Source organism: Achromobacter sp. 01N37, assembly GCF_056399725.1.
In genome coordinates this window covers 105,188-131,729 of record NZ_JBFTRX010000007.1, presented here as the reverse complement: position 1 = coordinate 131,729, position 26,542 = coordinate 105,188, and the positions used below count along the sequence as shown (strand labels likewise).

Here is a 26,542-nt window from a genome sequence, read left to right as displayed (position 1 = left end):
GCATGCAATTGGAATTCGGGGAGTTGTGCCGGGCCTCGCGTAAAACGAAGCGGACTCGCCATAGGGAGATCGCCGTGTTTGGCGCCGCTTTGCGTGGCCGACACCCACCCAGTACGGGTGGGAGCGGAACCGAAGAGAGCCTCCGGTTCCGCCAAGAAGGGGCGCTAGACCCCTTTCACATGCTTAGGAGTACTGAACTTCAAACACGGCTTGGGCGTTGGCCTTACCTGCCGTCACCGTTGCAGCGGTGGCTTCGTAGTAAGCCTTGAAGTTGAAGTTGTTGGTGCCCGAGACCAGGTTGTACTGGCGGCCGGTGCCGCCGACTTCGATGGCGGTACCGTTCTCATCGGACAGGCCGACGGCGACGCCTTGGGCGCCGCTGCCGTTTTCCAGGCTCAGCAGACGGCTGCTGATGACGCTGCCAGCGCCCGGACGGAAGGAGATCGTGGCGGCCGTGGACACGGTGGTGTCGCAGCCCAGCAGCGAAATCTTGAAGTCGGTTTGCGGGCCCTTGTCGCCCACAGCCTTGAACATGTTCGTCGAGATGCTGCCCATCTTCACAAGCATGTCGGCGCCTTGCTGACCGCCGCCGATCGAGCAGGCCGACTGCGTGATGTCGCCCTGGAAGGAGATGTTGCCGGTGTCGGCAGCCGTTGCGGCACCAGCGGCAACCACAAAAGAGGCGGCCAACAGAGTGTTGAGAAGAGTCTTAGTCATGATGTTGGAAAAATCCAGTTTTAGTTGAGTCGTAAAAGAAACACACATTCGCTGATTAACCACCGATGCCGATTCCCGTGGTGTTGCGTTCGTGCAGGAACCTGTCGGCACGCGCAACGACCACTAAACCACCCATTAACAAGTTAGCGGGCCAGAAAATACCCCGGCGAATAATCAAACCCATTACGTGCGGTTTTTTATTCACACCCCGCTGATATTTAATATCAGCCACCATCCACCGGACGGCTGTGGCCAGCACGCGAGTCAACGCCGGATGCTTACGCATCAATCGCAGACACGGCACGGCCCAAAGGCGGTATCCCTGGTAAGACATCGCCGAAAATTTCTGTGCACAGTCGCTGGCGTCATAGGCCCAATCCGATCCTGAAATCAGATCTTGCCGACGCAGTTCGGTGCACACGATCTTCTGCGAAAAATCAACCCAGATACCTAACTTGCTCATTCGAATTACTCGATGTATTAATTTCACGAAAAGGCTTTTGGCCTTGCGTCGCCCTATCTATGAGCGTGAAAAGATAATAGTCCGCGGGGAAAATGATTAATATCGGTCCAGAACGAAATATGCCGACCCAAACGTTTCCGACTCGTACCCGTCCTAAATCTCAACCAAATCTTTCATATTTTTGCGTTTGCCGCCGAGATTATCGGGATGACTATTCCCGGTTTTGTTGCGTAATAACAAGGCGGCCAATGACAGCAACAGCCACAACGGGATTCCATAGAACAGGGCCGGCGCGAAGGCATCGATCTGTAGCGTTGAAACCGCAATCGCCATCATCACGACAACGCCCACGATGCCGCGCCACGCCCCCTTGGCCCCGCGCGCTTCGCCGCCAAGCCGCTGAAAGCGGATGTAGGCCAGAAAGATCACCATCCATATCGCCAGCAAGCTGGTAATCGCCATGGACGATGCGGCCACATACACCACGCCTGGAAAAACCAGGTGCGCGGCGTAGACCAGCATGGCCGCCCCCACCACGACCGTGACGGGCGCGCGCAGCTTGCCGGCTCGCCCCAACACGGCGGGCGCCTGACCCGCCCGGGCCATGCTGAACACCATGCGCGAACCGCCATAGATCTGGCAATTCAGTACCGACACCACGGTCACGGCCATCAACACAGTGAACGCCAGCTGCGCGCCCGGCAACTTCGCCAGTTCAAGCAACTGCACAAACGGCGTGAGGTTGGGCGCGACGGGCTCATGCCACTGGAACCATGCCGATGCGGCGACGCCCGCCACCACCAGCACCACCACCCACCACGCCGCCATCCGCATCGAGCGGCCCAGCGCCCGGGCCGGAACACGGGCCGGAACACGGGTCTCGGCACCCGCAATCGACATCACTTCAAGGCCGATAAAGCCCATCGTTGCAATCGTGAACGCCTGCCACACCTGCGGGCCAGTCATGCCCGCAAGAATCGTGGACGATGCGGTGCGCGCGCCGTCAACCGTGGGCGGCGCGGCATTGAAGGCGTAGACGCACGCAATCACGATCAGGGCAAGCAACGCCAGCCCTTTTACGGCGCTTAATGCGAACTCGACCCAGGCAAACACACGTGCGCCCGCCAAATGCAGAAGATTCAGTCCGGCCAGCAACGCAATGACCACCAGCGAAGGTGGAACCTGCGGCATCCACCAGGCCAGCACGCGCTCCAGCATGGCGATTTCGGTTCCCACGATCGTCACAACGGAAACGACATACGCGGCCCGCACGACAAAACCGGTGCGATGGCCCAGAAACGCTTCGGCATACGACGCGAAACCGCCCGGCGTGGGATGGGCGGCCGTCATGTCTGACAGGCAGCGCATCAACAACAGCGCGATCAGCGCGGCCGCTGCATAGCTCAGCACCGCGGCGGGGCCGGCCACCGTCAGCGGAAATGCGCTGCCCGACACGACGCCATAACTAATGACGGCGCCGACCGCAATCGCCGCCAATTGTCCGCGCGTAAATACTGCGGGCAGGCCGGATTCCCGGCGAATGATCTGGTTGATTTTCATAGCAAAAGAGAAGGATGCGCCTAGGCCGCGAAACAGACGCGCAAAACGTGCGGCGGCGCTCGACACGCGCAGCAGGATCACTGGCGGGCATGGGCAAATACGATGGGGAAAGTGTGCAGGACGCCGTACCCCCGTTCAATCGGACGAGTACGAAGCTGGGCCGGGCGTGAGCCGAATGCGGATCAGCCAGGACGGGTCGCGTGGACGGGGCGCGTGGGCGGGACTTTCAGCCGGAGCTGGCTGAATGGCGCACGCGGCGCAAAGGCCGCGCGGCTTGAGAGCGTGATTAGGAGTACGTCAGCGTGACCGTTGCGGTCGCGTTGGCGGTGCCGGGCGCGCGTGAAGGTGCCGTCGGTGAACGGATATAGCTCGCCAGGAAGGTATAGCTGCTCTTTCCCGACGACGGCCGGAACGCATACGACTCAGAGCCATCAAATTTGACGGGCGTGCCGGTGCTGCCATGCTGGGAATCGTTCGTGGTGATTTGCACGCCGATGCCTACCGCCACACCCGCGCCATTCATATTCGTCAGCGCCAGAATCGACGTGCTGCCGGTGATCGTGCCCGAGAACTTCAACGAGGCCGCCGACAAGGAGCTGACTTCGCAATTCTGCAATCTGACGTCGAAGGACTTGCTGTACCGCGAGGCCGGCACATTCGACGACGTGAATTCCGACAACGGCACGTCGCCCAAGGCAATGGCGTCAACCGTCAGCCCGCACGACGGGCTGGTCACCAGGCCCGTCATGGTCAGTGCGTAGCTTTGCGCGTGAGCGGTCGCGCCCGTGAGGCTCAACGCCATCATCAGGAGCGGCGTTGCAAGATTCATTTTCATTGTTTATTCAGTGCATGGATAAATTTTTTCTGAGTGTACCGATGCGTCCCGGCGCTTGATATCGGATGCGAACCAAAAAAAAGCCATAATCGCGGAAACCTCGGACTGGTCCTATTTTTTCGGCATGTTCAGCCCACAGCCCTCCACGTCTTTCTACTTGAGCGCCAACGTTCTGCGCAGCCGCAGCGTCGGCGGCGCGGTCTTGCACGGTGTGATCGACACGCCCGCGCCCCCTGCCCGCGTCGTAGCGAATTGGGAACGCGAGACGCGCACGCAAACCCTGCTGGAACCCGGCGACGTGGAACAGATGCCGCTCGCCCGCACGCGCTTTCGCTGGCCGGCATTCGACGATTGCCTGCGCGCCATGCAAGCCTGGACGCAATCGATCGGCCTGCAAGACCTGCTGGCCGCAAGCGACATCGCCTTGATGGCGTGCCGGGGCGCGCGGTATCACCATGATGGCGAGCAATACGGCAGCGCCGCCTTCTGCAACCTGTTCGTCTCCGACGACAAGGGGCTGGACGTGCATTTTCCGCACACGGGCCAACGCATCCCGCTCACGCGCGGCGTGGCCATGCTGTTCGATACCTGCCAGCCCCACGCCGTCATCCGCCGCGGCGCCAGTGGCTACACGGCGTCTGATTTTCCAGAAGACGAAGACCTGTCGCAGTGGTTCCTGACCTGGGAGCTTCCGATTGAAGACGCCCGCGTGGCGCAGGCGCTGGGCGTGACGTTTGATGTGGACCCCGCCACCGCGAAGCAGTTGGCTGACGAACAGGTGTGGGTGGACGGCGTGCGCGCGGTGGTGTGCCCGGAATCGGGGCAGTGGCGGCGCGCGGTCTGACGGCACCATCGCAATCAGACGGGGACAGCGGGGGTAGCGCTCCCCCGCGCGTTGAGCCACGCGCCCGGCGCTGGCGCACCCGCAAAAAATAAGTGACGGACCGATTGCACCCGGACACCCTATCCAACATCCTGTGCCGCACGGCTCATCAAGCTGCATCACCCCGCCGCTATACTCGTTTCACTTCCATTTTCCCGCGCCGCGCCTTTTAAGCGACGCTCACTTATGCCTTTGTTGACGGCCCTGATGCGTCCCCTTGGACGCGCCCTACTCTGTGCAGTTTTCGCCCTAGTCTGCTCGCCCGCGCTGGCCGCCCCGCCCACGCTGGCGCAATGCCACGGCATCAAAGACCTGGCTTTCGTCGCCCACCTGGACGACGACCTGCTATTCATGAACCCGGACATCGCCTCGAACATCGAGGCGGGCGGATGCGTGCGCGTGGTCTACATGACCGCCAGCGATGCCGGTGAAGGCGAAACGTACATGCTGGGCCGTGAGCGCGGCGTGCGCGCGGCCTACGCCTATATGGCGCATAAGCCCGACTTGTGGAAAACGGACGTGGGCATGGCCGACGGCCGCCACATTGCGCGCTTCACCTTGCAGGGCAATCCGCGCGTGCAGCTCTGGCACATGCGCCTGAAAGACCCCTGGCTGGGCAAGGGCTGGGGCAGCCTGACGCCGCTGTCGCGCACCGAATCTGAAGCCGGGCAAAGCGTGGATACGCTAGGCCCCAACCCCGAGGTCTACACGCGCGAACAACTGATCGACACGCTGGCGGAATTGATCCGCCAATACGGGCCGACCACGGTGCGCCATCTGGACGACACCATCAGCGTGCCGTATACGCAGCTGTGCTGGCGTTGCGCCGGCCACGGCCACCCCGACCACATCGCCAGCGCGCGGCTGGTGCGCGAAGCCATGGTGCGCGCGCCCGGCAACTACGCCGAAACCGGCTACATCGATTACCCCAGCCAGGAACGCGCCACCAACCTGGCTGAAGCGGAAATTGAGACCAAGTCAGTGATCTTCCAGCACTACGCCTGGAACGACTACCACTATTGCGCAGGCCCGACCGGCTGCAAGGAACCCGCCGGCCCCGCCGCCGCCTGGGTGCAACGCGCGTACTACGTGTCGCGCCAGGACATCGCCCCGCAGCTGTACCCGGATGGGCGCGGCGGCCTGGTCGTGTTCGCCGCGGGCGAAACCAATGCCGCCGTCAACCGCTGGGACTCGGGCCAGCAACGCTGGCAAAGCCTGGGCGGACGCACGAGCGGCCCGCTGGTGTCGTTCACCCATGCCGATGGCACGGCCGGGCTGATGGCGCGCGACCCGCTGGGCGGCGTCTGGGCCAACAAGCAACGGCACGACGGCACCTGGCAGGGCTGGCAAGCGCTGGGCGGCCTGCGCGTGACGCAGATTCCGGCCGTGGCGCCGCGCGGCGAAGCCGCTGCTGTGGCCTTAGGCTATGACGGCCTGCTCCATTGGATTGCGCCGTCCGGCATCGATGGCAGCTGGAGCACCTGGCAAGACTTGCCGCCGCTGGAAGGGGCCACCGGCGCGCCGGCTGCGGCGCGCGGCGCCGACGGGCGCTATGTGATCTTTGCCTCCACCACCCAAGGCGAACTCTTCTACACCCGCCAGTTGCCCGCGGCCAAAGGCCAGCGGCCCGAATGGCATGCCTGGCGTCGCGTCCCCGCGCCCGAAACGGCGGGCGGGCTGGCGGCCATTCGCAATCATGAAAATCGCGTTGAACTCTACTTCCGCCAGCGCGGCAGCAACCACCTGACCCAGCTGGTGGAAGCGGGCGACACCACGGATATGGACATGGACTGGAGCAAGGCCGCCGACCTGGGCGTGCCCTTCATCGGCCGCCCGGCCATCAACGCCGATGCGCAGGGCAACGTGGTGCTGGCCGTGCTGGAACGCGCGGATGGCCACCTGTGGCTGGTTGAACATGGCAAACCGTCGCGGCTGGACGCCGAAGCCGCCTCGCCGCCCGCGCTCAACATCATCGATGGCACGCTCTACATCGTGGCGCGCACCGCAGGCGGCCCGCAGCGCTATCAGGTGCTGTCGCGGCGCAGCGGCGCATGGGCCACGGCAGTCACGCTGGATGGCGTGCCGGCCACAGGCGGCGGCCCCTTCGCCACGCTGGCGGCCCGCCCGGCAGATCTGCCCAACCTGGGTTCGCACGGCGCCAACAACACCGTGGTGGTGCGGCCTTCAACGACCGATCCCAGCACGCTCAGCATCGAGCGCATGCCCACGCAGGTGTCACGGCCCGCCACGCCAACGACGGTGCAGTAAGCGGGATCAGCCGGCGTCGCCCCGCAGCGTGCCGGTGACGCGGACAGGCGCGACCGGCATCGACTGAACACTACGGGACAGGCGCCACCGGCATCGACTGAACGCTACAAGACGCGCGGCGGCGCCAGCACCGGCACCTGGCGCGGCAGCTCCACGCGAAAGCGCGTGATGCCGTCCTTGGATTCCGCGCTGATGCGGCCGCCGTGGGTCAGCACGATCTGCTGCGCGATGAACAGCCCCAGCCCCAGGCCCTTGTGGCTATCGGGGCGGCGCTCGCCTCCCCGGAACGGGTTGAACAGGTGGGGCAGCAAGGCCGGCGGAATCGTGCCGCCGTTGCTGACCGTGACACCCACCTGCCCCGGCTGCGTACCATCTACTTCCACGCGAATTGGCAGATCGGCATCTCCGTGATGCAAAGCATTGCCCATCAGATTCGCCAGCACCTGGCTCAGCCGCTTGCCATCCCACGTGCCGATCAGATCCCCTTCGTAGATGGGTTCGATCACGCGGTCGGGCGCGCCCGCCAGCACTTCATCCAGCGTGCGCTGAACCAGCCCTTCCATGCTGGTTTCAGCCGGCGACAACGTCAGCCCGCCCGCCTGACGGATACGCGTCACGTCGAGAAGATCTTCGATCAGGCCCGTCATGCGTTCGCCGCTTTGCGCCATGCGCTGGGCCAGGCTGGCGACACGCGCCGGGTCGCTCTGGCGCTGCAACAGCGCGGCGCCCATCACGATGGACTGCAACGGCGTGCGCAGATCGTGGCTGAGCACCGCCATGAACATCTCGTTCACCCGCAACGCTTCCGTGCGCTCTTCCAGCTGCCGGGCCAGCGCGCGCTTGCGTTCATGCAGCTCGAAAAACACGTTCGCCTTCATGCTCAGCATGTGCGGGTCGATCGGCTTGTACAGAAAATCCACCGCGCCACTCTCGTAGCCACGGAATTGCCAATTCTGTTCACGCGTGCCGGCCGTAATGAAAATCAGCGGGATGTGACGGGTGCGTTCGCTGCCCCGGATCAGTTCGGCCAGTTCGAAGCCATTCATGTCCGGCATCTGGACATCCAGCAGCGCCAGCGCCACATCACCATGGGTCAGCAACAGTTCCAGCGCTTGCGGGCCGGACTGCGCTTTCAGCACCTCGACCCGATCGCTACCCAGCAGCGCTTCCAGCGCAACGAGATTCTCGGGGACGTCGTCGACCAGCAGGCATTTGATGCGGTCTTCAAGGGGCTTGGCGGATGTCAGGATCATGGCGTCAAAACAGGTTGGGATCACAACAATCGTTGCGCATGCAGTTGAATGAACCGGGCCGCAATGGCATCCGGCGTCAGGACGTGGGGGGCCGGGGTTTGGCCCGAAAAGCGCGCCAACGCCGCTTCGGGCATGGTGGGCATGGACGCGCTGGCGGGGTCCTGCACGATGGTGTAGCCGCCTGCTGCATGGATGGCGGCCAGGCCGGCTGCGCCGTCATCATTCGCGCCAGACAGCAGCACGCCCACCAGCTTGTCGCCGTAGCCGTCCGCGGCCGACTCGAACAACACGTCAATCGAAGGCCGCGAAAAATGCAACGGCGCATCCACGGACAGCGCCAGGCGCGGCCCGTTATCGATCAACAAGTGGTAGTCCGGCGGCGCGAAATACAGATGGCCGCGCTGTATCAGCTGCTGGTCTTCGGCCTCTTGCACCGGCAGCGCGCAACGCGTGCGGAAAATATCGACTAGCAGGCTGCGGCGGTCGCGCGGCAAATGCAGCAGCACGATCACCGCCGCGCGCAGCCCCACGGGCAGGCGCGGCAACAGTACGTTCAACACGTCGATCGCCCCCGACGAACCGCCGATGACGATCGCTTGGTAGGGGCCTCCTGGGCCGCCAGCCGGCGTGTTGGGTGCATTCGCCGCGCTCGCGTTCATCGGCCGGCCTTCTTGCGATAGACGCGGTCTTCCAGCACGAAGTCGTCAAAGTGCTCCGCCTGCGCCGAGAACCGCAACGACTCTTTCGAACCCAGGCCCAGAAAGCCGCGATGCACCAGCGCGTCGTGGAACAGGCCAAGCGCGCGGTTCTGCAAATCGCGCTCGAAATAAATCAGCACGTTGCGGCACGAAATCAGATGCACTTCCGCGAACACGCTGTCGGTGGCCAGGCTGTGATCGGAAAACACCATGTGTTCGCGCAAGGCCTTGTCGAACACCACGCGGCCGTAGCGGGCGGTGTAGTAGTCAGACAGCGAGCTGCGCCCGCCCGCACGCACATGGTTCTCGGTAAAGGCCGCCACCCGGTCCAGGTCAAAAACGCCCTGCTCGGCCGCGCGCAAGGCGTGCGGATTGATGTCGGTGGCGTAGATCAACGTGCGGTCCAGCAAGCCTTCCTCGTGCAGCAGGATGGCCAGCGAATAGACCTCTTCACCGGTGCTGCACCCGGCCACCCACACCTTGATGGACGGATAGGTGCGCAAGATGGGCACGACCTCGTTGCGCAACGCCAGAAAGTAGCTGGGGTCGCGGAACATGTCGCTGACCTGCACCGTCAGGTATTGCAGCAGGCCCGTGAACACGGCGGGCTCATGCAGCACGCGGTCTTGCAGCTGCGACAGCGTCTTGCAGCTGAACTGCGTCAGCGCGCTTTGCAGGCGGCGCTTGAGCGACGCCTGCGCATACGCGCGAAAGTCGTAGTGGTACTGGTGATAGATCGCATCAAGCAGCAGCCGCTGCTCGATGTCCGCGATATGCGCCTTGGTCTTGTGGGGCATGGCTGTGCTCGACTCGATGTTGCGCAGGCAGCGCCTTAGTTGCGCATCCAGACACGCACCAGCGACAGCAGGCGCTCAACGTCCAGCGGCTTGGCGATGTAGTCATTGGCGCCCGCGGCCAGGCATTTCTCCTGATCGTCTTTCATGGCTTTGGCGGTCAGCGCAATGATCGGCAGGCGGCGCCATTCGGGCCGCGTGCGTATCTCGCGCATGGCGGTGTAGCCATCCATCTCGGGCATCATGATGTCCATCAGCACCAGGTCAATCGACGCGTGGCCATCGGAACCCGCGCGTTCCAGCGCATCCAGCGCTTCACGGCCATTGCGCGCAATCTCCACGCGCAAACCGGTCGGCTCCAGGATGCTGGACAGCGCGAACACGTTGCGCACATCGTCTTCCACCACCAGCACCGTGCGGCCTTCCAGCCCGGCGTCGCGGCTGCGCGCCTGCTCCAGCATCTGGCGATGCTCGGGCGGCAGCTCGGCTTCGACCTGATGCAGGAACAGCGTCACTTCGTCCAGCAGGCGCTCGGGCGAACGCGCGTCCTTGATGATGATCGACTTCGAGAAGCGGCGCAGGTGCTGCTCTTCGTCGCGCGACAGCGCGCGGCCGGTATAGACGATGACGGGCGGGAACGACACGCTGTCCTGCTCGGTCATCTGCTGCAACAGCTCGTACCCGCTCATGTCTGGCAGGTTCAAGTCCATCACTACGCAATCAAAGGTGGTTTCGCGCAACTGATTCAAGGCGGCGGCGGCGGTTGCGGCTGGCACGATCTCAACATCATTGCGCGCCAGCAGCTGGCGCACGCTTTCGCGTTGGCGGTCGTCGTCTTCCACGACCAGCACGCGCCGCATGTTCTGCGTGAACTTGGCTTCCAAGCGCTGCAACGCGTGAACCAGCTCTTCGCGCTTGACGGGTTTGAGCGCGTAGCCGATGGCGCCACGGCCCATCGCTTCTTGCGCGTAATCAGCCACCGACACCACATGCACAGGGATGTGGCGGGTCTGCGGATTGCGCTTGAGCTGATCCAGCACGCCTAGCCCGGAGAAGTCAGGCAGGTTGATGTCCAGCACGATGGCGTTGGGGCTTTGCTGCACCGCCTGCGCCAGGCCGTCGCTTGCCGTATGCGCAAGCAGGCAACCAAAGCCCATCTCGCGCGCCAAGTCGGAAAGAATGCCGGCAAAGCGTTCGTCGTCTTCGATGACCAGGATGGTGCGGCCTGGCACCTGGGGGTCGGCCGGAGCCTCGTCCGACCGCGACTGCGCGGCGGGCATTGCATCTTGCAGGATACGTGCGGCCATGTCTGACGTTGCCGGGCGTGCCTGAGGGGCCGGCGGCGCGCTGCGGGCGCGCTGGGCAGGCGTGGGCGGCGCGGCGGTCAGGCGAATCGGCACTTGCAGCGTGAACACGCTGCCCTGGCCCGGCGTGCTGGCCACCGTCAGCGAGCCGCCCAGCAAATCGGCCAGATCGCGCGAGATCGACAGGCCCAGCCCCGTGCCGCCATGCTTGCGGTGCGTGCTGCCATCGGCCTGGCGGAAGGCTTCAAAAATCAGTTCCTGCTGGTCTTCCGGCACGCCGATGCCGGTATCCCGCACGGCGAACGACAGCCGGTTGCCCGGCGCGCGCGACACGCGCAGCGCCACCGAGCCTTGCTGCGTGAACTTCAACGCGTTCGACAGCAGATTCTTCAGCACCTGGCCCAAGCGTTGCGGATCGGTATACATGGCCGCGGGCACATCCGCGTCCACCTCAAGTTCGAACGCCAGCTTCTTCTCTTGCGCAATCGGCCGCAGCGGGTCGAACAAGCGTTGCAGCAGCGCGGGGATGGCGACTTGCTCGACCTCTACGGTGGCCTGGCCCGCTTCGATCTTGGCCAGATCCAGAATGTCGTTGATCAAGGTCAGCAGGTCGGTGCCTGCCGCGTAGATGGTCTGCGCGTACTTGACCTGCTCGGTGCTCAAGTTGCCGGGCTTGTTGTCCGACAGCAGCTTGGCCAGGATCAGCGTGGAATTCAACGGCGTGCGCAGTTCGTGGCTCATGTTGGCCAGGAACTCGCTCTTGTACTGGCTCGCCTGCGCCAGCTGGCGGGCCTTGTCGGACAGCGCATCTTGCACGCGCATCAACTGTTCGGCCTGCTGCTCCAGGTTGGCGTTGGTCTGCTCCAGTTCGGTCTGTTGCAGCTCCATGCGCGCCTGCGATTCCTGCAAGATGCGGCTCTGTTGCTCCAGCTCTTCGTTGCTGACGCGCAGTTCTTCCTGCTGGGTCTGCAACTCTTCGGACTGGCGCTGCGTTTCTTCCAGCAGCGCTTCCAGACGGGTGCGGTCCAGGCCCGAGCGGATGGACGACGCCAGCATTTCCGACGCCCCTTCCAGCAGGGCGCGCTCGGTCTCGCCCACCGGGTGGTTGAAGCCCAGCTCCAGCACCGCATACACGCGGCCATTCTGCATGGCGGGCGCCAGGATCAGCTCGGCCGGATTGGAGCGGCCCGAGGCGGATGCAATCTCAAGGTGGCCCGCCGGCACGTCGCGCACATGCAGCAGCTTGCGCGAGGCGGCGGCCTGCCCGATCAGCCCTTCAGCCGGCTGGATCTTCTGCGCCAGCCGCTCGGGCGGCAGCGCATAGCCGCCAAAGAGTTCGAGTTCGCCCGTGCTGCGGTCCAGCACGTAGCCCGCGCCCACATTCGCGTCCAGGTATTCGGCCAGATATTCCAGCGACCGCTTGCCGATTTCATCGACGCGGTGATCGCCCTGCAAACGCATGCTCAGGCCCGACAGACCCGTCGTCACCCACGTCTGGCGCGCCTTCACGCGGTACTCGCGCATGGTCATGGCGCCGGAAATCAGGATGAGCACTAGCAGCACCATCGAGCCGCCCCACGAGTAATACGTGGAGGTCGTGGCGGCGGCGGCCCAGGCTTCCTTTCCCTCGGCCAGCTCGCCCATCTGTCGCGAGTACAGGTCGGCGACCAGGTCACGCAGCCGGTCCATGGCCTCTTTGCCCGCATCGGTGCGCACCACCGCCATCGCGCCTTCCACATCACCGGCCTTGCGCATCTCGATGGTGTCACGCAGTTCCACCAGCTTTTGGCGCGTGATGCCATCGATATCGTTGGCAATGCGGCGCTGCGCCGAATCTTCGCTGGCCGCTTCCTTGACCACGCCCAGCCGCTGTTCGATCAGCGGCAACGAACGCAGATAGGGTTGCAAGTAGGCCAGGTCACCCGTCAGCAGATACCCCCGCTGCCCGATCTCGGCGTCTTTCAGCGCCGAGTTGAACAAGCTCAACTGCCGCAAGACTTCCGTCGTGCGGTCCATGGCCTTCACGGCCTGCACCCGGGTATCGGCGGAGCGCACGTTGACGAAGGCGATGACCAAGGTGGCCAAGGCTGCCGTGATGAATCCGGCAAGCAACGTCTTCGGAAAAGGATAGCGGCGGGAACGCTGAGGCGACGAATTCGGCATGAGGGCGGGTACCGGTCCAATGGATTCAGGCCTGCGGCGGCGCGCAGAGCCGATGCGCAAGCTGATGGAAACAAGGCGCAGTCATAGCAAGCGGTGCAAGCGCAGGACTATACAGGGTCGAAGCGGCGACGGGGAGCCGCCGCAGGGGCGAAGGCTGCTACGCCGTCTGGGTGATTTGGTCTTATTTTTCTATTGCCAGACACCCTTGTGTCCTAGAAATCACGTCGCGCGCGCCGCTGCGCTGCATTGGCGCTGATCATTGGCCCGGGCGCCGCCGTTGACAGTTCGGGCGCGCCTGACTTACGCTTCCGGGTAGTTATAACCGTTATAACTTCTGTGGCCGTATCGCCATCCCGGAGGACCTATGCCCAAAGTGGAAGACAAAACGATGATCCTGTCCTTACGGAAGATTGGGAATTCGCAAGGGGTGGTGCTGCCCAAAGCCATGCTGGAAGGGCTCGATTTCTCGCATGGCATCCGGGTGGTGAAGACGGGCCAAGAGCTGCGCCTGCAGCCCGTTGAGGAAAATGCGGACCCGTTCGGTTTTGGTGCGGCCATGCTGGCGCAGATCGACGCCGGCGCCGTCACCCCCACGCTGATTCCCGATGTGTTCCCCGAGGACGCCGACTTCTAATCCAGGAGGCCCCGCCCATGAGCTCGGCTGTATTTCCGCAACCCCGGCGCGGTGAGATTTACTGGGCCGATCTGAATCCCGTCATCGGAAGCGAACAAGGCAACCGCCGCCCCGTATTGATCGTGGGGCCTGACGCCCTGAACCGTATCGCGGCGAACAACACCGTCATAACCTTGCCGATTACCTCGAAGGGCAAGGAAGACCGGTTAACGCTCTGGGTGCAAGCCGACGGCGCCAAAGGCTACGCCGTCTTGAACCAGGTACGCACCCTGGACAAAAGACGGTTGCAGTCCTTGGCGGGGTCTGTCGACCCCGCACAACTGACCGAGATCCTGACCCGCTTGCGGCAGATCTTCTCTTAGCAAAAGGCCCCATTCGAGGTCTTTCGATCTCGGGTCGTTTGATGCCCGGGTCTTTTGATCTTCACACCCCCGGCCGGATCACCAAGCCGCTACGCGATCCCGTGCTTGCGCCCGCCTGCCACGCCACGCTGCCGTTGACCACAACGTAGTCGATGCCTTCGGCCTGGCGGGTCGGGGCGGCCCACGTCGCCGTGTCGGCGATGGTGTCGGCGTCGAACACGACGATATCCGCCGCATGGTTTACCGCGATGCGGCCGCGTTCGGGCAGGCGGAAGTAGGCGGCGGGTTTGCCGGTCATCTTGTGCACCGCCTGCTCCAGCGAAAACAGGCCGACGTCGCGGCAGTAGTGGCCCAGCACGCGCGGGAAGGTGCCCCACAGGCGCGGGTGCGGCGCGGGGTCGTGTGGCATGCCATCCGAGCCGATCATCGTGCCGGGGTACGCCAGGATGCGTTCAACGTCGGCCTCGTCCATGATGAAGTAGATGGCGCCTGCCGGTTGCAGGGCGTCCACCGCGTCTTCCGGGCTCAAGCCCAGCTCCCGGGCGATGTCATCCAGATCGCGCCCGGCGTACTGCGGGTACGGCACCGACTTCGTCACGATGACGCGGCTGGACACGGCCAGGCGGTCTTTGCGCAGAATGGTGGAACCGGCCACGTAGGGGTAGCAGTCCAGCGCCACTTCCTGGCGCTGGCTGGCTTCGGTGATGTGCGCCAGCGTCTGCACCGAGCGGCCGTGGTTGCGCGGGCCGATCAGTTTGTGATGCGAGATCAGCACCGGTGCGCCGCCGGCCGCGCCCACCGCGAAGGCTTCGTCCAGCGCCGCGAAGATGCGGTCGCCTTCGTCGCGGATATGGCTGGCGTACAGGCCGCCGTGTTCGCGCAGCACGCTGGCCACCGCCATCAGTTCGTCCAGCGTGGCGGGCATGGCGGCTGGATACGCCGTGCCGGTCGACAAACCGATCGCGCCGCTTTGCATGGCCTCGCGCAGCAAGGCCTGCATGTGTTCGATCTCGCTGGCGGTGGCGGGCCGGTCCAGCTCGTCCATGGCGGCGGCGCGCAGCGACGTATGGCCCACCAGGCAGGCGGCGTTCACGGCGGGTGGGTGGCGGTCCAGGTTGCGCAGGTAGGCGCCAAACGTTTCGTAGGGGAAATCGCTGACGTCATTGCCCAACAGGTTGACCGGCGCAGGCACGTCGCTGCGCCAGCCCGAACGCCACGGGGCCTGACTGATGCCGCAGTTACCCGTCACTACCGTCGTCACGCCCTGGCTCAGCTTGGCGGGCATGCCGGGGTCGATCGACAGGTAGCGGTCGTCGTGGGTGTGGGTGTCGATGAAGCCGGGCGCGACGATGCGGCCGGCGGCATCCAGCACTTGCGCGGCCTGTGCGCCATGCAAGTCGCCAACGGCCGCGATGCGGCCCGCGCGCACGGCCACATCGGCGCGGACGCGGCCGGCGCCCGTGCCATCAATCACCGTGCCTCCACGGATCAGCAAGTCGTAGCGTTCTTGGATCATGGCGTTCTGGATCACGGCGTTCTGGGTCACGGCGGTCAGGGTCATGGCGGTCAGTCGATCTTCACGTTGGCTTGCTTGATCACCTGCGCCCACACCGGGCGTTCGGCATGCGCGCGGTCAAACAACTGCTGGCGCGGGCCGATGTTCGGCACATAGGCCAGGCTCTTCAGCTTTTCCTGAACGTCGGGCGATTGCAGCGCCTTGTTCATCGCGGCGTTCAGGTAGTCCAGCACCTTCGGGTCGGTGCCGGCGGGCGCCACGTACCCTGTCCACGCCACCGCGCGGTAGCCCTTCAAGCCCTGCTCGTCCATCGTGGCAAGCGCAGGCATGGACGGATCTCGTTGCAGGTCGGTCACGGCCAGCGGTACGACCTTGCCCTGGTCCACGAACGACGCGATGGACGAGATGTTGTCGAACACCAGATCGGCTTCGCCACGCAGCACGGCCAGGTCCGCCTCGACACCGCCCTTGTACGGCACGTGCATGAATTCCACGCCCGCCATCGAACTGAACATGGCGGCGCTCAGGTGCCCCGTCGTGCCGTTGCCGCCTGACGACACCACCAGCTTGCCCGGCTCCTTCTTGGCCAGCGCGATCAGGTCGGCCACGCTCTTGACGTTCAAACCGGGGCGCACGGCCAGGATGTTCTGCACGGAACCGGTCAACGCCACGGGCGCCAATTGCTTGTCGGCGTCGTATTGCAGCTTGGCGTACAGGCCCTGGTTGATGGCCAGCGTGGCCACGTTGGCGAACCCGATCGTGTAGCCATCCGGCGTGGCGTTGGCCACCGCCTGCGTGCCGATGATGCCGGAGGCGCCCGTGCGGTTCTGCACCACGAAGTTGCCGCCCGTCTGCTTGGCCATTTCGGCGGCCAGCAGGCGCGACACGATGTCGGGCGTGGTGCCGGTGTTGAACGGCACGATGATAGTGACGGGATGCTCGGGGTAGGCGGCCTGCGCGGCGGACGCCGCCGTCAGGCTCAGCACGGCGCTCGCCGCGGCGAGCCAGCGCTTGGCGCTGCTTTGGTACGTGGACATGGTTTTCTTCCTTGGACTGTTATGGGTGTTTCCACGCCAGCTCTGCGTCCGGCGCGGGTATTGCGGGTACTGCGGGTACTGCGGTACTGCGGTACTGCATGGCAAGAGTCCTTGCGGCTCCCGTCAACCGGGAGCCCGGCGCGAACAATTACTCCAGCGCGATTTGTCGCAACAAGGGCAAATCGATATTTCCGCCCGACAGCACGATGACGGCGTCGCGGCCGTCGGCCGAGATATGGCCTGCCAGCAACGCGGCCAACGCCACCGCGCCGCCCGGTTCCACGACCAGACGCAATTCATCCAGTGCGAAACGAATCGCGGCGGCAACTTCGGCATCGCTGACCGACACCGCCGCGCTGAGGCTGCGGCTGTTGATCGCATAGGGCAGTTCAGCAGGCGTCGCGGCTTGCAACGCATCGCAAATCGTCTTGGCGCCAGCCGGATTGCTTTCGCGCTTGCCGGACGCCAGGGACCGCACTGTGTCGTCGTACTCACGGGGTTCCACCGCGACCATGCGGGCCTGCGGCGCCAGCTCACGCAACACCAGCGAACACCCCGCCGCCATGCCGCCCCCGCCGCAAGGCGTGGCGAAGAGGCCCAGGTTTTCGCGTGCGGCCGCGGGCAGGTCTTGCAAGGCTTCCAGCGCCAGCGTGCCTTGCGCCGCCAGCACATCGGGGTGATCGCCCGGCGGCAGCAAGGTCGCGCCGGTTTCGGCCAGCAGCCGCATGCCGATGGCTTCTCGGCTTTCGCGCAGGCGGTCATACCGCACGACCTTCGCGCCATGGCGCAGCGCCTTTTCCACCTTGTTCTCTGGCGCATCCACCGGCATCACGATGGTCGCAGGCACGCCCAGGCAACGGCTGGCCCACGCCACCGCCTGCCCGTGGTTGCCGGTTGAGTACGCCACCACGCCGCGCGCGCGTTGCGCGGCATCCATATTCAGCAGCGCGTTGAACGCGCCACGCGCCTTGAACGAGCCGGTGACTTGCAGGTTTTCCAGCTTCAGCCAGATGGGCGCTTGCGCGCGCTCATCCAGCACGGGCGAGCGCAGCAGCATCGTGCGGCGCACGTGGGGGGCCAGGCGCTCGGCGGCAGCGGTGACGTCGGCGTAGCCGGGCACGCGCATCGTGCCCAGCATTTCATGTTCGATGGTCGGAGGCAGTAGCGTCGCGGTCATGAGGCAGGTTCAATCCAGGGAAAGAGTCGATTGGGGCGCGCGTCAGACCGACGGCGTCCACACGGCGGGGGCCACGCTGCCGGTCTGTTCGACCAGGCGGGTATACGCTTCGGGGCGGCGGTGTTTGGCGAAGTTGAAGACGGTGTTGCGGCCCAGCTCGCACAGATCCAGATCGCAGTCGGCAACGATCAGTTCGTCGTCCCAGGTGGCGGCCATGGCGATGATTTCGCCTTGCGGATTGACGATGATGGAATGGCCCAGCAGCTCGTGGCCGTCTTCGGTGCCGGCTTTGGCGACGGCGGCGGCGAAGGTGGCGTTCTGGTAGCAGCCCGCCTGAATCGACAGATGCGAGTGCAGCACGCGCAGGTGGTGCGCTTCAAAGCCGCGGTTGTCCTGATTGCGGCTGGGCGTGTTGTAGCCCAGCATGACGAGCTCCACCTGCTGCAAACCCAGCACGCGCCACGCTTCCGGCCAGCGCCGGTCATTGCAGATCAGCATGCCCAGGTTGGCGTCCACGCCCGGCGCAACGGGTGCGCGCACCACCGGAAAGCCCAGATTGCCCACTTCGAAATAGCGCTTTTCCAGATGCTGCACCTGGCGGTGCTCGGCAAATTCCGCGTGACCCGGCAGGTGGACCTTGCGGTACTTCAGCACGATCTCGCCGTTGGGCGCGATGACAACCGACGTATTGAAGCGGCGCTTGCGCACAATGCCCTGCTCGTCCGGTTCCCACGCCAGCTCGGCGTAGCCCAGATACACCATCACGCCAAAGCGCTTGATGGCGTCAAACAGCGGCTGCGTGGCGGGCGACGGCAGGCTGGGTTCGAACCAGGCGTCGGCCTCGTCCAGGTCTTCGCAGTACCAGCGCGGGAAAAACGTCGTCAGCGCCAGCTCGGGAAACACCACCACCTGCGCGCCCCGCTGGTGCGCGCGCTCCAACAATCGGAGCATGCGGCCGATCACCCCCTCGCGCCCCTCGGCACGTTGAATGGGACCCAACTGGGCGGCGGCGACAGTGACGATGCGGGACATAAGGCGTTCCTGGAGGGTGAAAGGGAGGTTGCTGGCAGCATGCCGCGCGGCGCGCGCGCCGGGAAGCCGTCCCGTGGCGCAGAAAATCGCGTGCAGCGACGGGGGAAATCCGCTGGAAACCGTTGAAAACAAAGGGTTCTGACCGCAGCACCGCACGCGGACAAACTGCCAAGGACTGTGCATTTAGTTATGGGCTACGCGCAAAACGTCATGGCGCGCGCGTGGCGGACACGCCGCGCGACCCGGCCAGGCCATAAAATGGCAGCCACCCTTTTCCTTTGCGGACGTTCCTTCCCATGGCCGGCCCCCTCCCTTCGGCGCCCGGAGCCCTGACGCTTCGCCAGATCGAGGTTTTCCACGCGGTGATGTTGACCGGTTCGTTAAGCGAAGCCGGCCGCATGCTGTCCGTGACGCAGCCCGCCGTGAGCCGCGTGCTGGCCTCCGCTGAAAACCGCTTGCGCTACCAGCTGTTTGAACGCGTCAAAGGCCGGCTGCATCCCACGCCGGAAGCGCGGCGGCTGTACGCCGAGGCCGAAGAAATCTTCGGCCGCGTCAACCGCTTCAACGCCCTGGCGGGCGCGTTGGGCGCAGGGTCGGCCGGCACGGTCAGCCTGGTGTCCAGCCCCAGCTTCAGCGAATGGCTGATTCCGCACGCCATCCAGAAGTTTCGTGAACGCCACCCCGACACGCCCATCCGCTACCGGCCGCTGGCCTTTGATGCGCTGTTGCCGCACCTGCTGCTGGGTCAGGCCGACTTTGGCTTGGCCTCGATGCCGCCCCCGGTCAACGCCAATATCGTCAGTGAAGAAATCGGCCAGGGCTGGCTGGGCTGTGCGGTGCCGCGCGGCCATCCGCTGGCGGTGCGCAGCCGCGTGCGCGCGGAAGACCTCCAAGGGCATCTGTTGATCGGCTACGGCGCGGACACGCCATTTGGGCGGCTGGCCAGCCGCTTTCTGAATTCCGGCCCGGTGCCGGTGCAGCCGCAAATTGAAATCCGCTCGACACCCGAAGCGCTGGCGCTGGTGCGCCAAGGCGTGGGCGTGGCGTTGATCGAGTCGTTCGGCTATCACCCAAGCTTCGGCAAAGACTTCGTGCTGTTGCCCACCGACCCGGCGCTGGGCCATGCGATTCATTTGCTGCATTCGGCCAGCAGCCCGCTATCGAGCACCGCGCGGCGCTTTGCCAGCGTGCTGAAGGCGCTGATCAAGCAGGCGCAGAAAGACGCGCCTTTCTAAAGAATCCCCGACTAACGATGCGCCCTGCGTGGCGGCGCGTCCTACTGAAAGTCAAGCTGCGAAATCGGCCGCAGGCGCACGCCTTCGGCCAGCAGCGCATCGCGCACGGCCTGCGCAATGGCGACCCCTTGCGGGTTGTCCCCATGCACGCAGATCGTGTGGACCGGCATCGCCACCACCTTGCCGCCCACCGTCCGTATCGCCTGTTCGCGCACCATGCGCAGCGCCTGCGCGGCCGCCGCCACCGGGTCGTGAATGACGGCGCCCGGTTCGCTGCGCGGCAGCGTCAGGCCGTTGTCGCCATAGAGACGATCCGCAAACACTTCGCACGCCACGCGGATGCCCGCCCGCCGCGCCGCGCGCTCGGTTTCGTTATGCGGCGTGCACACCAGCACCAGGTCCGGGTCCAGCGCGCGCATGGCCCACGTCAACGCTTCCGACAGCGCGCGGTCTTCGAAGGCCTGCGTGGCCAGCGCGCCATGCAGCTTCACATGCGACACGCGATGCCCCGCCGCGCGCGCCATGCCCTGCATCGCGGCGATCTGGTACGCAATCATGTCGCCAATCGCTTGCGGGCTATCGCCCGTGATCTTGCGCCGGCCAAATCCCCACAGGTCGTTAAAGCCCGGATGCGCGCCCACATCTATGCCCCGTTTTAGGGCGGATGCCGCCGTTTGGTGCATGACGGAAGCATCGCCACCGTGAAATCCGCAGGCCACGTTGGCCGATGTGATGAGGTCCAGCATGGCCTCGTCTGCGCCGATTTTGTAGGGGCCAAAGCTCTCTCCCAGGTCGGAATTGAGGTCTACGTCGTACATGTGTGGGACTCCGAAAAAAAGCGAATGTCGATGTTTGGCATACCGTTGGCATGCAATTTGCATGCCAAGGACTTGCTGAGGCGATATGCCCAGGATCGGGGCAGGTCTGCCCATCGCGTTTTTCTTCTCGAACGGAGTCCAAGCAATGCATCTCAAATGGAAGAATGTCACGTGCGCCGTCGCCGCCACGTTGGCAATGGCCACAGGCGTGGCGCAAGCCGCCGAACTCAATTTCGCAAGCTGGGGCGGCAATTACCAGGGCGCCATCCGTGACGCGTGGCTCAAGCCGTTCTCGAAGGAAAGCGGCATCACCATCCACGAGGACACCGACCCGCAAGTGGCGAAGATCCGCGCCATGATCGACACCAAGTCGGTCACGTGGGACGTCGTGACCGAGAACAGCGCCCGCCTCACACGCGGCATCAAGCTGGGCGCGTTTGAAAAGATCACGCCGGACATGGTCAAGCAGGATCACGTCATTGCCAACGCACGCAACGACTATGGCGTGCCGTCGGAAATCTTCTCGACCAACATCGGCTTTTCCACACAGGCCTTCCCCCCCGGCAAGCCGCAACCCAGCACCTTTGCCGACTTCTGGGATGTGGAGAAATTCCCCGGCAAGCGCACCATGCAGGATGACCCGGCAACGGTCATCGAGGCTGCGCTGATCGCCGATGGCGTAGCGCCCGCCGACGTCTACAAGGTGCTGGCCACCAAAGAAGGCCTGGACCGCGCCTTCAAGAAGATCGAAGCCATCAAGCCGCATGTGGCGCGCTGGTGGAAAAGCGGCGCCGAGCCCGTCAACGCGCTGGGCAGCGGCGAAGTCGTGATGGCGCTGGGTTGGAACGGGCGCTTTCAGGCCGGTATCGACTCGGGCCTGCCGATTGCGATGGGCTGGGGCGACAGCATTGCGCAAGTCGGCTACTTCGCCATCGTCAAGGGTTCGCCCAACCGCGATGCGGCCATCAAGCTCTTGAACTTCATGATCCAGCCCAAGAACCAGGCCGAGTTCAGCAAGTACATCGCCTACGGCCCGACCACCGAAGCGGCGCTGCCCCTGATTGACGCCAAGCGGCTGGAACGTCTGCCGTCGACCACCGAGCGCCTGAAGAACAGCATCTTCCTGAACTCGGAATTCTGGGACGCAAACGGCCCCGCCATCACCGAGCGCTACAACCAGGTCCGCGCCCGCTGATCCGCCACCCTCCTTACCCAGACGCCGGCGTGCGCGCCGGCGTCCCCCTGCCATGACTACGAGCACCGACGCCCTACCCCTGCCCGCCGCCCGACTTCGTCCGGCCGCCGCTCGCCGGCGCGGCCGTGTGGCGGCGCTTGCCGCATTGCCGCTGCTGTTGTTCCTGTTGCTGTTTTTCGCCGGCCCCATTGCGGGTCTGCTCAGCAATGGGTTCAAGGGCGAGGACGGCGGCCTGACGCTGGCGCATCACCGGCATCTGCTGGACACCCCGATCTACCGCATCGTGCTGGGCAACACCTTCACGATTGCCGCGGCCGTCACCGTGTCTTGCGTGGTGCTGAGCTATCCGCTGGCCTATCTGATGGCGACGGTGTCGCCGACCGTGGCGCGCGTGCTGTTCTTTGCCGTGCTGTTGCCCTTCTGGTCCAGCGCGCTCGTGCGCACGTCGGCCTGGATTGCGCTGCTGGGCAAGAACGGGCCGCTCAATACGCTGCTGACCACCGTGGGCATTCTGGATCAGCCCATGGCGTTTCTGTACAACTTCACGGGTGTGATGGTCGGCATGACGCATGTGCTCATGCCGTTTGTGGTGTTGCCGTTGTATGCGTCGTTCCGCTCGCTGGACGGCAGCCTGGTGCAGGCCGCGCAGAGCCTGGGCGCGGGGTCCGCGGGCATTTTCAGCCGCGTCATCCTGCCGCTGACAAGCCCCGGCGCGGTCGCAGGCGGCATCATCGTGTTCATGAACGCGGTGGGCTACTACATCACGCCGTCGCTGATGGGCGGGCCTGCCCAACGCATGGCGGCCGAACTCATCTCGCACAACATCACCGAAGAACTGAATTGGGGGCTGGCGTCGGCGCTGGCCGGCGTGCTGCTGGTGACGGTGCTGCTGTCGCTATGGCTGTTCAACCGTCTCTTCGGCCTGAACAACCTGATCAGCGCAAGCTCCGGCAAAGGCAGCAACCACACGGGCTACCGGCGCACACCAGGCGGGCGCGTGGCGGCGCTGCTGGGCGTGGCCTGCGCGATCTTCCTGCTGCTGCCCATCGTCGTCGTGATTCCGATGAGCTTTGGCACGACGGACTTCCCGATCTTTCCGCCGCCCAGCTATGGCCTGCGCTGGTACGAGAACTTCTTCACCGACGGCAAGTGGCTGGCGGCGCTGGCCTCCAGCACCAAGATCGCCATGGTGGTGACGCTGCTGGCCACCGTGCTTGGCACCGCCGCCGCGCTGGGCGTCAGCCGGCTGGCCGCGCGCCGCCAGGGCTGGCTGGATGCCTTCTTCATCATTCCGATGTCGGTGCCGGCCATCGTCACGGCGGTGGCGCTGTACTACCTGTTTGCGCCCATCGGCTGGGTGGCGAACTCCATGGCGGTCATTCTGGGCCACACGGTGCTGGCCGCGCCCTACGTCTACATCACCATGCGCGCGGCGCTGCGCAGCCTGGACCCGAACCTGGAACTGGCCGCGCTGGGCATGGGCGCGTCGTGGCCACGCATGTTCCGGCTGGTGATGTTGCCCGCACTGATTCCCAGCCTGGTCGGCGGCGCGGTGTTCGCCTTGGTGAGTTCGTTCGACGACGTCGTCATGGCGCTGTTCCTGACGACCATCCGCAACCGCACGCTACCCAAACTCATGTTCGAAGGCCTGGCCAACGACTTCGACCCCACGGTTATCTCGGCCTCTTGCCTGCTGGTTGGGGCAACGGCGCTGATTCTGCTTGCCAACCTGCTGCTGCGCAGGAAGAAGGAAGACTGATATGCACACCGCTGATACGCACACCACTGATATGCCGCCTGCCTACGACATCCGTCCGCAACGTCCGCCGGAACGCCAGGGCAAGGAGCTGGTCATGACCGGCATCCACAAACGCTACGGGGATTCCGTGGCGCTGCCCGATGTTGACCTGACGGTTGCGCGCGGTGAATTCTGCACGCTGCTGGGCGCGTCGGGTTCGGGCAAGACGACGCTGCTGAAGATCATTGCGGGCTTCGAGACGCCTGACGCGGGCGTGGTGAAGATCGGCGGGCGCGACGTCACGCACACGCCAATCTCGGACCGCAACATCGGCATGGTGTTTCAGAACTACGCGCTGTTTCCGCACATGAGCGTGTTCGAGAACGTGGCCTTCGCCTTGCGCATGCGGCGCTTGAATGAAGACGACATCCGCCGCCGCGTGGGGGAAGCGTTGGAGCTGGTGAGCCTTGTGCCGCTGCAAGACCGCAAGCCGGGCGCACTGTCGGGCGGCCAGCAACAGCGCGTGGCGTTGGCGCGCGCGCTGGTGTTCACCCCCGACATTCTGTTGATGGACGAGCCGCTGGGCGCGCTGGACAAGAACCTGCGCCAGGCCATCCAGCTGCAACTGCGCCGCTTGCATCAAGACCTGGGGCTGACGGTGGTGTTTGTGACGCACGATCAGGAAGAGGCCATGAACCTGTCTGACCGCATCGTGATTCTGGAGCAAGGCCGCATCGTCGAAGCCGGTTCGCCGGAAGGCTTGTACCGCCAGCCCGCCAGCGCGTTTGTGGCGGGGTTCTTGGGCGAATGCAATTTTCTGCCGGCGGCCAACACCAGTACCGATGCCACCCTGGGCGTGCGGCCCGAGCACCTGCGCCTGGGCAGCCAGCTGGGCGGCGCGGACGTGCGTCACGCGGGCCGCGTCGTGGCCGCAACTTTCTGCGGCCTGCACTGGAAAGTGTTCATCGAAGCCTACGACAAGGTCATCCTGGCGTATGCACCGCTGGGCATCGACGCGGCCGAGCGCACACCGGGCCAAGCCGTGACGTGGGGCTTTCACCCCACCGACGCCATGGAATTTTCCGCCGCAGCATGACGAGCGCCACGCCTTCCTCTTGCAGCGACGACGCGCCGCGCATTCTGGCGGCGGGCGATGGCACGCTGCTGGTCGAATTCGCCAACCGCATCGACGCCGACACCAATGCGCGCGTGCTGGCGCTGGCGCAGGCGTTGCGGGCGCATCAGCGCAAGACGCGCGGCGTGCTGGGCGTGGTGCCGGCCTATCGCTCGCTAAGCATCCGCTTCGACCCGCTGACGATCAGCCCTGCGGCGGTGCGAGACGTGATTGCGCATTGCCTGGACACGTCGGCCATTACCCGCCACGCCACGCCGCGCCGCTGGGACGTGCCCGTCTGCTACGGCGGCGGGCATGGCGAAGACCTGCACGCGCTGGCGGAACGTCATCAGCTAGAACCCGCCCAGGTCATCGCGCGCCACAGCGCGCCGGTGTACCGCGTGTTCATGGTGGGGTTTCTTCCGGGCTTTGCGTATCTGGGCGGGCTGGACCCCGTCTTGCACACCCCGCGCCGCGCCATGCCGCGCGCACATACGCCTGCCGGCAGCGTGAACATTGGCGGCCAGCAAACCGCCATCGCCTCGGTGCCTGGCCCCAGCGGCTGGCACTTGATCGGGCGCACGCCATGGCGCAGCTTCGACCTGCGCCACGCCCATCCTTTCCTGTTCGAGGCGGGCGACGAAATCGTGTTCACGCCGATCAGCGAAGACGAATTCGCGCGCATCGACGCCTTGCATGCCGATCCCAGCTACCGGCCGCAGCCGCGCACCGGAGGCCACGCATGAGCGCGCGGCTGCACATCGTTGCGCCGGGCATGCTGACCACCGTGCAAGACCTGGGCCGGCCCGGCTATGAACACATGGGCGTGCCGCCGTCGGGCGCGATGGACCCGGGCGCGCTGCGTCTGGCCAATGCGCTGGTGGGCAACCCGGCTGAACTTGCCGCGCTGGAATTCACGGTGACGGGCGGCCGGCTGCGCGTGCTGGATGCCGACTGCACCCTGGCGTTTGCGGGCAGCGCCGCGCTGCATGTGTCGGCGGCGGGCAGCTTGCCTGCGCGCACGCTCGCGCCGTGGCAGTCGCACCGCGTGCCGGCCGGCGCCACCTTGACCATCGGGCCACTTGCGCGCGGCATGCGCGGCTACCTGGCGGCAAGCGGCGGCATCGCGGTGGAGCCGGTGCTGGGCAGCGCGTCCACGCTCACGCGCGCTGGCCTGGGCGGGATCGAAGGCCGAGCGTTAAAGCGCGATGACATCCTGCCCATCGGCCGCGCCCGCGCGCCGTTCCAGCGGCGCTGGGTGCCGTTGCGCCACACCGCGTGGTTCTATCGCGATGCCCCCATCGGCGTCATCCTTGGGCCGCAGCAAGATCACTTTTCCGCCAGCGAGATCCGCCGCTTTTTGAGCGCCACCTATCGGCTGGCGCCGCAGTCCGACCGCATGGGCTTGCGCCTGGACGGTCCCGCCATCGCGCACGCCCAGGGCGCTGATATCATCACCGACCCCATCGCGGCAGGCAGCATCCAGATCCCTGGCGCGGGCCAGCCTCTGATCGCCATGAATGACCGTCAAACCACCGGCGGCTACCCCAAGATTGCCACCGTCATCAGCGCCGACCTGCCGCGCCTGGCGCAGATGCGGCCGGGCCAGCCGCTGCGATTCGAAGCGATGGATGCGGCCGCCGCCATAGAACGCTTGCGCTCTGATACGCAATGGCTGGACACTCGCGAACGCGAGCTGCGCGCCGATCCGAACTTTCCCATCTTCCCTCTTCTGCTTCCGTGATT

Annotated in this window: 23 protein-coding genes; 10 read left to right on the top strand and 13 right to left on the bottom strand. The window is 65.1% G+C overall.

The features are described 5' to 3' along the window. Positions 1 to 183 precede the first annotated feature (183 nt). From AC1DSJ_RS17480 to AC1DSJ_RS17465, 4 genes are all read right to left on the bottom strand, one after another. Entirely contained in the window at positions 184 to 717 is a 534-nt protein-coding gene (locus tag AC1DSJ_RS17480; RefSeq protein WP_054422889.1) for a fimbrial protein, read from the bottom strand. A 55-nt stretch (positions 718 to 772) separates the two neighbouring features. Continuing rightward, entirely contained in the window at positions 773 to 1,180 is a 408-nt protein-coding gene (locus AC1DSJ_RS17475) for a hypothetical protein (protein WP_342067285.1), read from the bottom strand. A gap of 153 nt (positions 1,181 to 1,333) precedes the next feature. Next, positions 1,334 to 2,740, bottom strand: a complete 1,407-nt coding sequence (locus AC1DSJ_RS17470; RefSeq protein WP_441371876.1) for an amino acid permease — start codon at positions 2,738 to 2,740, stop codon at positions 1,334 to 1,336. 286 nt (positions 2,741 to 3,026) lie between these two features. Then, on the bottom strand, positions 3,027 to 3,575 hold the full coding sequence (locus AC1DSJ_RS17465; RefSeq protein ID WP_245636317.1) for a fimbrial protein: 549 nt from the start codon (positions 3,573 to 3,575) through the stop codon (positions 3,027 to 3,029). A 124-nt stretch (positions 3,576 to 3,699) separates the two neighbouring features. Here AC1DSJ_RS17465 and AC1DSJ_RS17460 point away from each other — a divergent pair, with 124 nt between their 5' ends. Together AC1DSJ_RS17460 and AC1DSJ_RS17455 are read left to right on the top strand one after the other, a co-directional pair. Further along, on the top strand, positions 3,700 to 4,419 hold the full coding sequence (locus tag AC1DSJ_RS17460) for a hypothetical protein (protein WP_441371875.1): 720 nt from the start codon (positions 3,700 to 3,702) through the stop codon (positions 4,417 to 4,419). 246 nt (positions 4,420 to 4,665) lie between these two features. Then, on the top strand, positions 4,666 to 6,726 hold the full coding sequence (locus AC1DSJ_RS17455; protein WP_441371874.1) for a DUF8189 domain-containing protein: 2,061 nt from the start codon (positions 4,666 to 4,668) through the stop codon (positions 6,724 to 6,726). A 104-nt stretch (positions 6,727 to 6,830) separates the two neighbouring features. Here the strand turns inward: AC1DSJ_RS17455 and AC1DSJ_RS17450 are convergent, their stop codons facing one another. From AC1DSJ_RS17450 to AC1DSJ_RS17435, 4 genes are read right to left on the bottom strand one after another with little or no spacing between them, the layout of a single operon-like run. Further along, positions 6,831 to 7,979 carry a hybrid sensor histidine kinase/response regulator gene (locus AC1DSJ_RS17450; protein ID WP_175170194.1) on the bottom strand — a complete coding sequence of 383 codons (1,149 nt, stop codon included), beginning with the start codon at positions 7,977 to 7,979 and terminating at the stop codon, positions 6,831 to 6,833. Between the two features lie 20 nt (positions 7,980 to 7,999). Beyond that, complete coding sequence (locus AC1DSJ_RS17445) at positions 8,000 to 8,638, bottom strand: chemotaxis protein CheB (protein ID WP_441371873.1); 639 nt, start codon at positions 8,636 to 8,638, stop codon at positions 8,000 to 8,002. Continuing rightward, entirely contained in the window at positions 8,635 to 9,474 is an 840-nt protein-coding gene (locus tag AC1DSJ_RS17440; RefSeq protein ID WP_441371872.1) for a CheR family methyltransferase, read from the bottom strand. Before AC1DSJ_RS17440 ends, AC1DSJ_RS17445 begins: the two co-directional genes overlap by 4 nt. A gap of 35 nt (positions 9,475 to 9,509) precedes the next feature. Next, the gene (locus AC1DSJ_RS17435; protein WP_342067280.1) at positions 9,510 to 12,938 is read right to left on the bottom strand and encodes a response regulator; all 3,429 of its coding nucleotides are present in this window, start codon (positions 12,936 to 12,938) and stop codon (positions 9,510 to 9,512) included. Between the two features lie 364 nt (positions 12,939 to 13,302). Between AC1DSJ_RS17435 and AC1DSJ_RS17430 the strand changes: the two genes are divergently transcribed. Together AC1DSJ_RS17430 and AC1DSJ_RS17425 are read left to right on the top strand one after the other, a co-directional pair. Then, on the top strand, positions 13,303 to 13,572 hold the full coding sequence (locus AC1DSJ_RS17430; protein WP_175170198.1) for an AbrB/MazE/SpoVT family DNA-binding domain-containing protein: 270 nt from the start codon (positions 13,303 to 13,305) through the stop codon (positions 13,570 to 13,572). Positions 13,573 to 13,589: 17 nt separating this feature from the next. Next, positions 13,590 to 13,934, top strand: coding sequence for a type II toxin-antitoxin system PemK/MazF family toxin (locus tag AC1DSJ_RS17425; RefSeq protein WP_346551371.1), 345 nt, complete (start codon positions 13,590 to 13,592; stop codon positions 13,932 to 13,934). A gap of 61 nt (positions 13,935 to 13,995) precedes the next feature. Here the strand turns inward: AC1DSJ_RS17425 and AC1DSJ_RS17420 are convergent, their stop codons facing one another. The 4 genes from AC1DSJ_RS17420 to AC1DSJ_RS17405 form a co-directional block, all read right to left on the bottom strand. Next, positions 13,996 to 15,495 (bottom strand): N-acyl-D-amino-acid deacylase family protein, encoded by a 1,500-nt coding sequence (locus AC1DSJ_RS17420; protein ID WP_441371871.1) that lies wholly within the window; start codon positions 15,493 to 15,495, stop codon positions 13,996 to 13,998. Positions 15,496 to 15,500: 5 nt separating this feature from the next. Further along, positions 15,501 to 16,487: a Bug family tripartite tricarboxylate transporter substrate binding protein gene (locus tag AC1DSJ_RS17415; RefSeq protein WP_175170200.1), complete on the bottom strand. Its 987-nt coding sequence runs from the start codon at positions 16,485 to 16,487 to the stop codon at positions 15,501 to 15,503. Positions 16,488 to 16,635: 148 nt separating this feature from the next. After that, positions 16,636 to 17,664: a threonine ammonia-lyase gene (locus tag AC1DSJ_RS17410; RefSeq protein ID WP_082387040.1), complete on the bottom strand. Its 1,029-nt coding sequence runs from the start codon at positions 17,662 to 17,664 to the stop codon at positions 16,636 to 16,638. A 42-nt stretch (positions 17,665 to 17,706) separates the two neighbouring features. After that, the gene (locus AC1DSJ_RS17405) at positions 17,707 to 18,696 is read right to left on the bottom strand and encodes an N-carbamoyl-D-amino-acid hydrolase (protein ID WP_054422910.1); all 990 of its coding nucleotides are present in this window, start codon (positions 18,694 to 18,696) and stop codon (positions 17,707 to 17,709) included. Positions 18,697 to 18,992: 296 nt separating this feature from the next. Between AC1DSJ_RS17405 and AC1DSJ_RS17400 the strand changes: the two genes are divergently transcribed. Next, complete coding sequence (locus tag AC1DSJ_RS17400) at positions 18,993 to 19,931, top strand: LysR family transcriptional regulator (RefSeq protein ID WP_054422912.1); 939 nt, start codon at positions 18,993 to 18,995, stop codon at positions 19,929 to 19,931. Between the two features lie 41 nt (positions 19,932 to 19,972). On the opposite strand, the gene AC1DSJ_RS17395 is transcribed toward AC1DSJ_RS17400, so the two are convergent. Continuing rightward, a complete protein-coding gene (locus tag AC1DSJ_RS17395) occupies positions 19,973 to 20,749 on the bottom strand; it encodes a LamB/YcsF family protein (RefSeq protein WP_175170202.1) in 777 nt (258 codons plus the stop codon). A gap of 145 nt (positions 20,750 to 20,894) precedes the next feature. On the opposite strand from AC1DSJ_RS17395, the gene AC1DSJ_RS17390 reads away from it, so the two are divergent. The 5 genes from AC1DSJ_RS17390 to AC1DSJ_RS17370 are packed head-to-tail and all read left to right on the top strand — an operon-like array spanning position 20,895 to position 26,540. Further along, on the top strand, positions 20,895 to 21,944 hold the full coding sequence (locus tag AC1DSJ_RS17390) for an ABC transporter substrate-binding protein (protein WP_441371870.1): 1,050 nt from the start codon (positions 20,895 to 20,897) through the stop codon (positions 21,942 to 21,944). Between the two features lie 52 nt (positions 21,945 to 21,996). Continuing rightward, positions 21,997 to 23,703, top strand: coding sequence for an ABC transporter permease subunit (locus AC1DSJ_RS17385; RefSeq protein ID WP_441371869.1), 1,707 nt, complete (start codon positions 21,997 to 21,999; stop codon positions 23,701 to 23,703). A 1-nt stretch (position 23,704) separates the two neighbouring features. Beyond that, positions 23,705 to 24,778: an ABC transporter ATP-binding protein gene (locus AC1DSJ_RS17380; RefSeq protein WP_441371868.1), complete on the top strand. Its 1,074-nt coding sequence runs from the start codon at positions 23,705 to 23,707 to the stop codon at positions 24,776 to 24,778. Continuing rightward, positions 24,775 to 25,542, top strand: a complete 768-nt coding sequence (pxpB, locus tag AC1DSJ_RS17375; RefSeq protein ID WP_441371867.1) for a 5-oxoprolinase subunit PxpB — start codon at positions 24,775 to 24,777, stop codon at positions 25,540 to 25,542. The genes AC1DSJ_RS17380 and pxpB overlap by 4 nt, the downstream gene beginning before the upstream one ends. After that, positions 25,539 to 26,540 carry a 5-oxoprolinase subunit C family protein gene (locus AC1DSJ_RS17370; RefSeq protein ID WP_441371866.1) on the top strand — a complete coding sequence of 334 codons (1,002 nt, stop codon included), beginning with the start codon at positions 25,539 to 25,541 and terminating at the stop codon, positions 26,538 to 26,540. Before pxpB ends, AC1DSJ_RS17370 begins: the two co-directional genes overlap by 4 nt. The last annotated feature ends 2 nt before the right edge of the window (positions 26,541 to 26,542 follow it).

Excerpts from the sequence above, each read along its gene's own strand:
- AC1DSJ_RS17470 (WP_441371876.1), bottom strand. The coding sequence starts at position 2,740 with ATGAAAATCAACCAGATCATTCGCCGGGAATCCGGCCTGCCCGCAGTA.
- AC1DSJ_RS17480 (WP_054422889.1), bottom strand. The coding sequence starts at position 717 with ATGACTAAGACTCTTCTCAACACTCTGTTGGCCGCCTCTTTTGTGGTT.
- AC1DSJ_RS17420 (WP_441371871.1), bottom strand. The coding sequence starts at position 15,495 with ATGACCCTGACCGCCGTGACCCAGAACGCCGTGATCCAGAACGCCATG.
- AC1DSJ_RS17390 (WP_441371870.1), top strand. The coding sequence starts at position 20,895 with ATGCATCTCAAATGGAAGAATGTCACGTGCGCCGTCGCCGCCACGTTG.
- AC1DSJ_RS17445 (WP_441371873.1), bottom strand. The coding sequence starts at position 8,638 with ATGAACGCGAGCGCGGCGAATGCACCCAACACGCCGGCTGGCGGCCCA.
- AC1DSJ_RS17410 (WP_082387040.1), bottom strand. The coding sequence starts at position 17,664 with ATGACCGCGACGCTACTGCCTCCGACCATCGAACATGAAATGCTGGGC.
- AC1DSJ_RS17475 (WP_342067285.1), bottom strand. The coding sequence starts at position 1,180 with ATGAGCAAGTTAGGTATCTGGGTTGATTTTTCGCAGAAGATCGTGTGC.
- AC1DSJ_RS17435 (WP_342067280.1), bottom strand. The coding sequence starts at position 12,938 with ATGCCGAATTCGTCGCCTCAGCGTTCCCGCCGCTATCCTTTTCCGAAG.
- AC1DSJ_RS17455 (WP_441371874.1), top strand. The coding sequence starts at position 4,666 with ATGCGTCCCCTTGGACGCGCCCTACTCTGTGCAGTTTTCGCCCTAGTC.
- AC1DSJ_RS17465 (WP_245636317.1), bottom strand. The coding sequence starts at position 3,575 with ATGAAAATGAATCTTGCAACGCCGCTCCTGATGATGGCGTTGAGCCTC.
- AC1DSJ_RS17370 (WP_441371866.1), top strand. The coding sequence starts at position 25,539 with ATGAGCGCGCGGCTGCACATCGTTGCGCCGGGCATGCTGACCACCGTG.
- AC1DSJ_RS17380 (WP_441371868.1), top strand. The coding sequence starts at position 23,705 with ATGCACACCGCTGATACGCACACCACTGATATGCCGCCTGCCTACGAC.
- AC1DSJ_RS17425 (WP_346551371.1), top strand. The coding sequence starts at position 13,590 with ATGAGCTCGGCTGTATTTCCGCAACCCCGGCGCGGTGAGATTTACTGG.
- AC1DSJ_RS17460 (WP_441371875.1), top strand. The coding sequence starts at position 3,700 with ATGTTCAGCCCACAGCCCTCCACGTCTTTCTACTTGAGCGCCAACGTT.
- pxpB (WP_441371867.1), top strand. The coding sequence starts at position 24,775 with ATGACGAGCGCCACGCCTTCCTCTTGCAGCGACGACGCGCCGCGCATT.
- AC1DSJ_RS17395 (WP_175170202.1), bottom strand. The coding sequence starts at position 20,749 with ATGTACGACGTAGACCTCAATTCCGACCTGGGAGAGAGCTTTGGCCCC.
- AC1DSJ_RS17405 (WP_054422910.1), bottom strand. The coding sequence starts at position 18,696 with ATGTCCCGCATCGTCACTGTCGCCGCCGCCCAGTTGGGTCCCATTCAA.
- AC1DSJ_RS17440 (WP_441371872.1), bottom strand. The coding sequence starts at position 9,474 with ATGCCCCACAAGACCAAGGCGCATATCGCGGACATCGAGCAGCGGCTG.
- AC1DSJ_RS17385 (WP_441371869.1), top strand. The coding sequence starts at position 21,997 with ATGACTACGAGCACCGACGCCCTACCCCTGCCCGCCGCCCGACTTCGT.
- AC1DSJ_RS17450 (WP_175170194.1), bottom strand. The coding sequence starts at position 7,979 with ATGATCCTGACATCCGCCAAGCCCCTTGAAGACCGCATCAAATGCCTG.
- AC1DSJ_RS17400 (WP_054422912.1), top strand. The coding sequence starts at position 18,993 with ATGGCCGGCCCCCTCCCTTCGGCGCCCGGAGCCCTGACGCTTCGCCAG.
- AC1DSJ_RS17415 (WP_175170200.1), bottom strand. The coding sequence starts at position 16,487 with ATGTCCACGTACCAAAGCAGCGCCAAGCGCTGGCTCGCCGCGGCGAGC.
- AC1DSJ_RS17430 (WP_175170198.1), top strand. The coding sequence starts at position 13,303 with ATGCCCAAAGTGGAAGACAAAACGATGATCCTGTCCTTACGGAAGATT.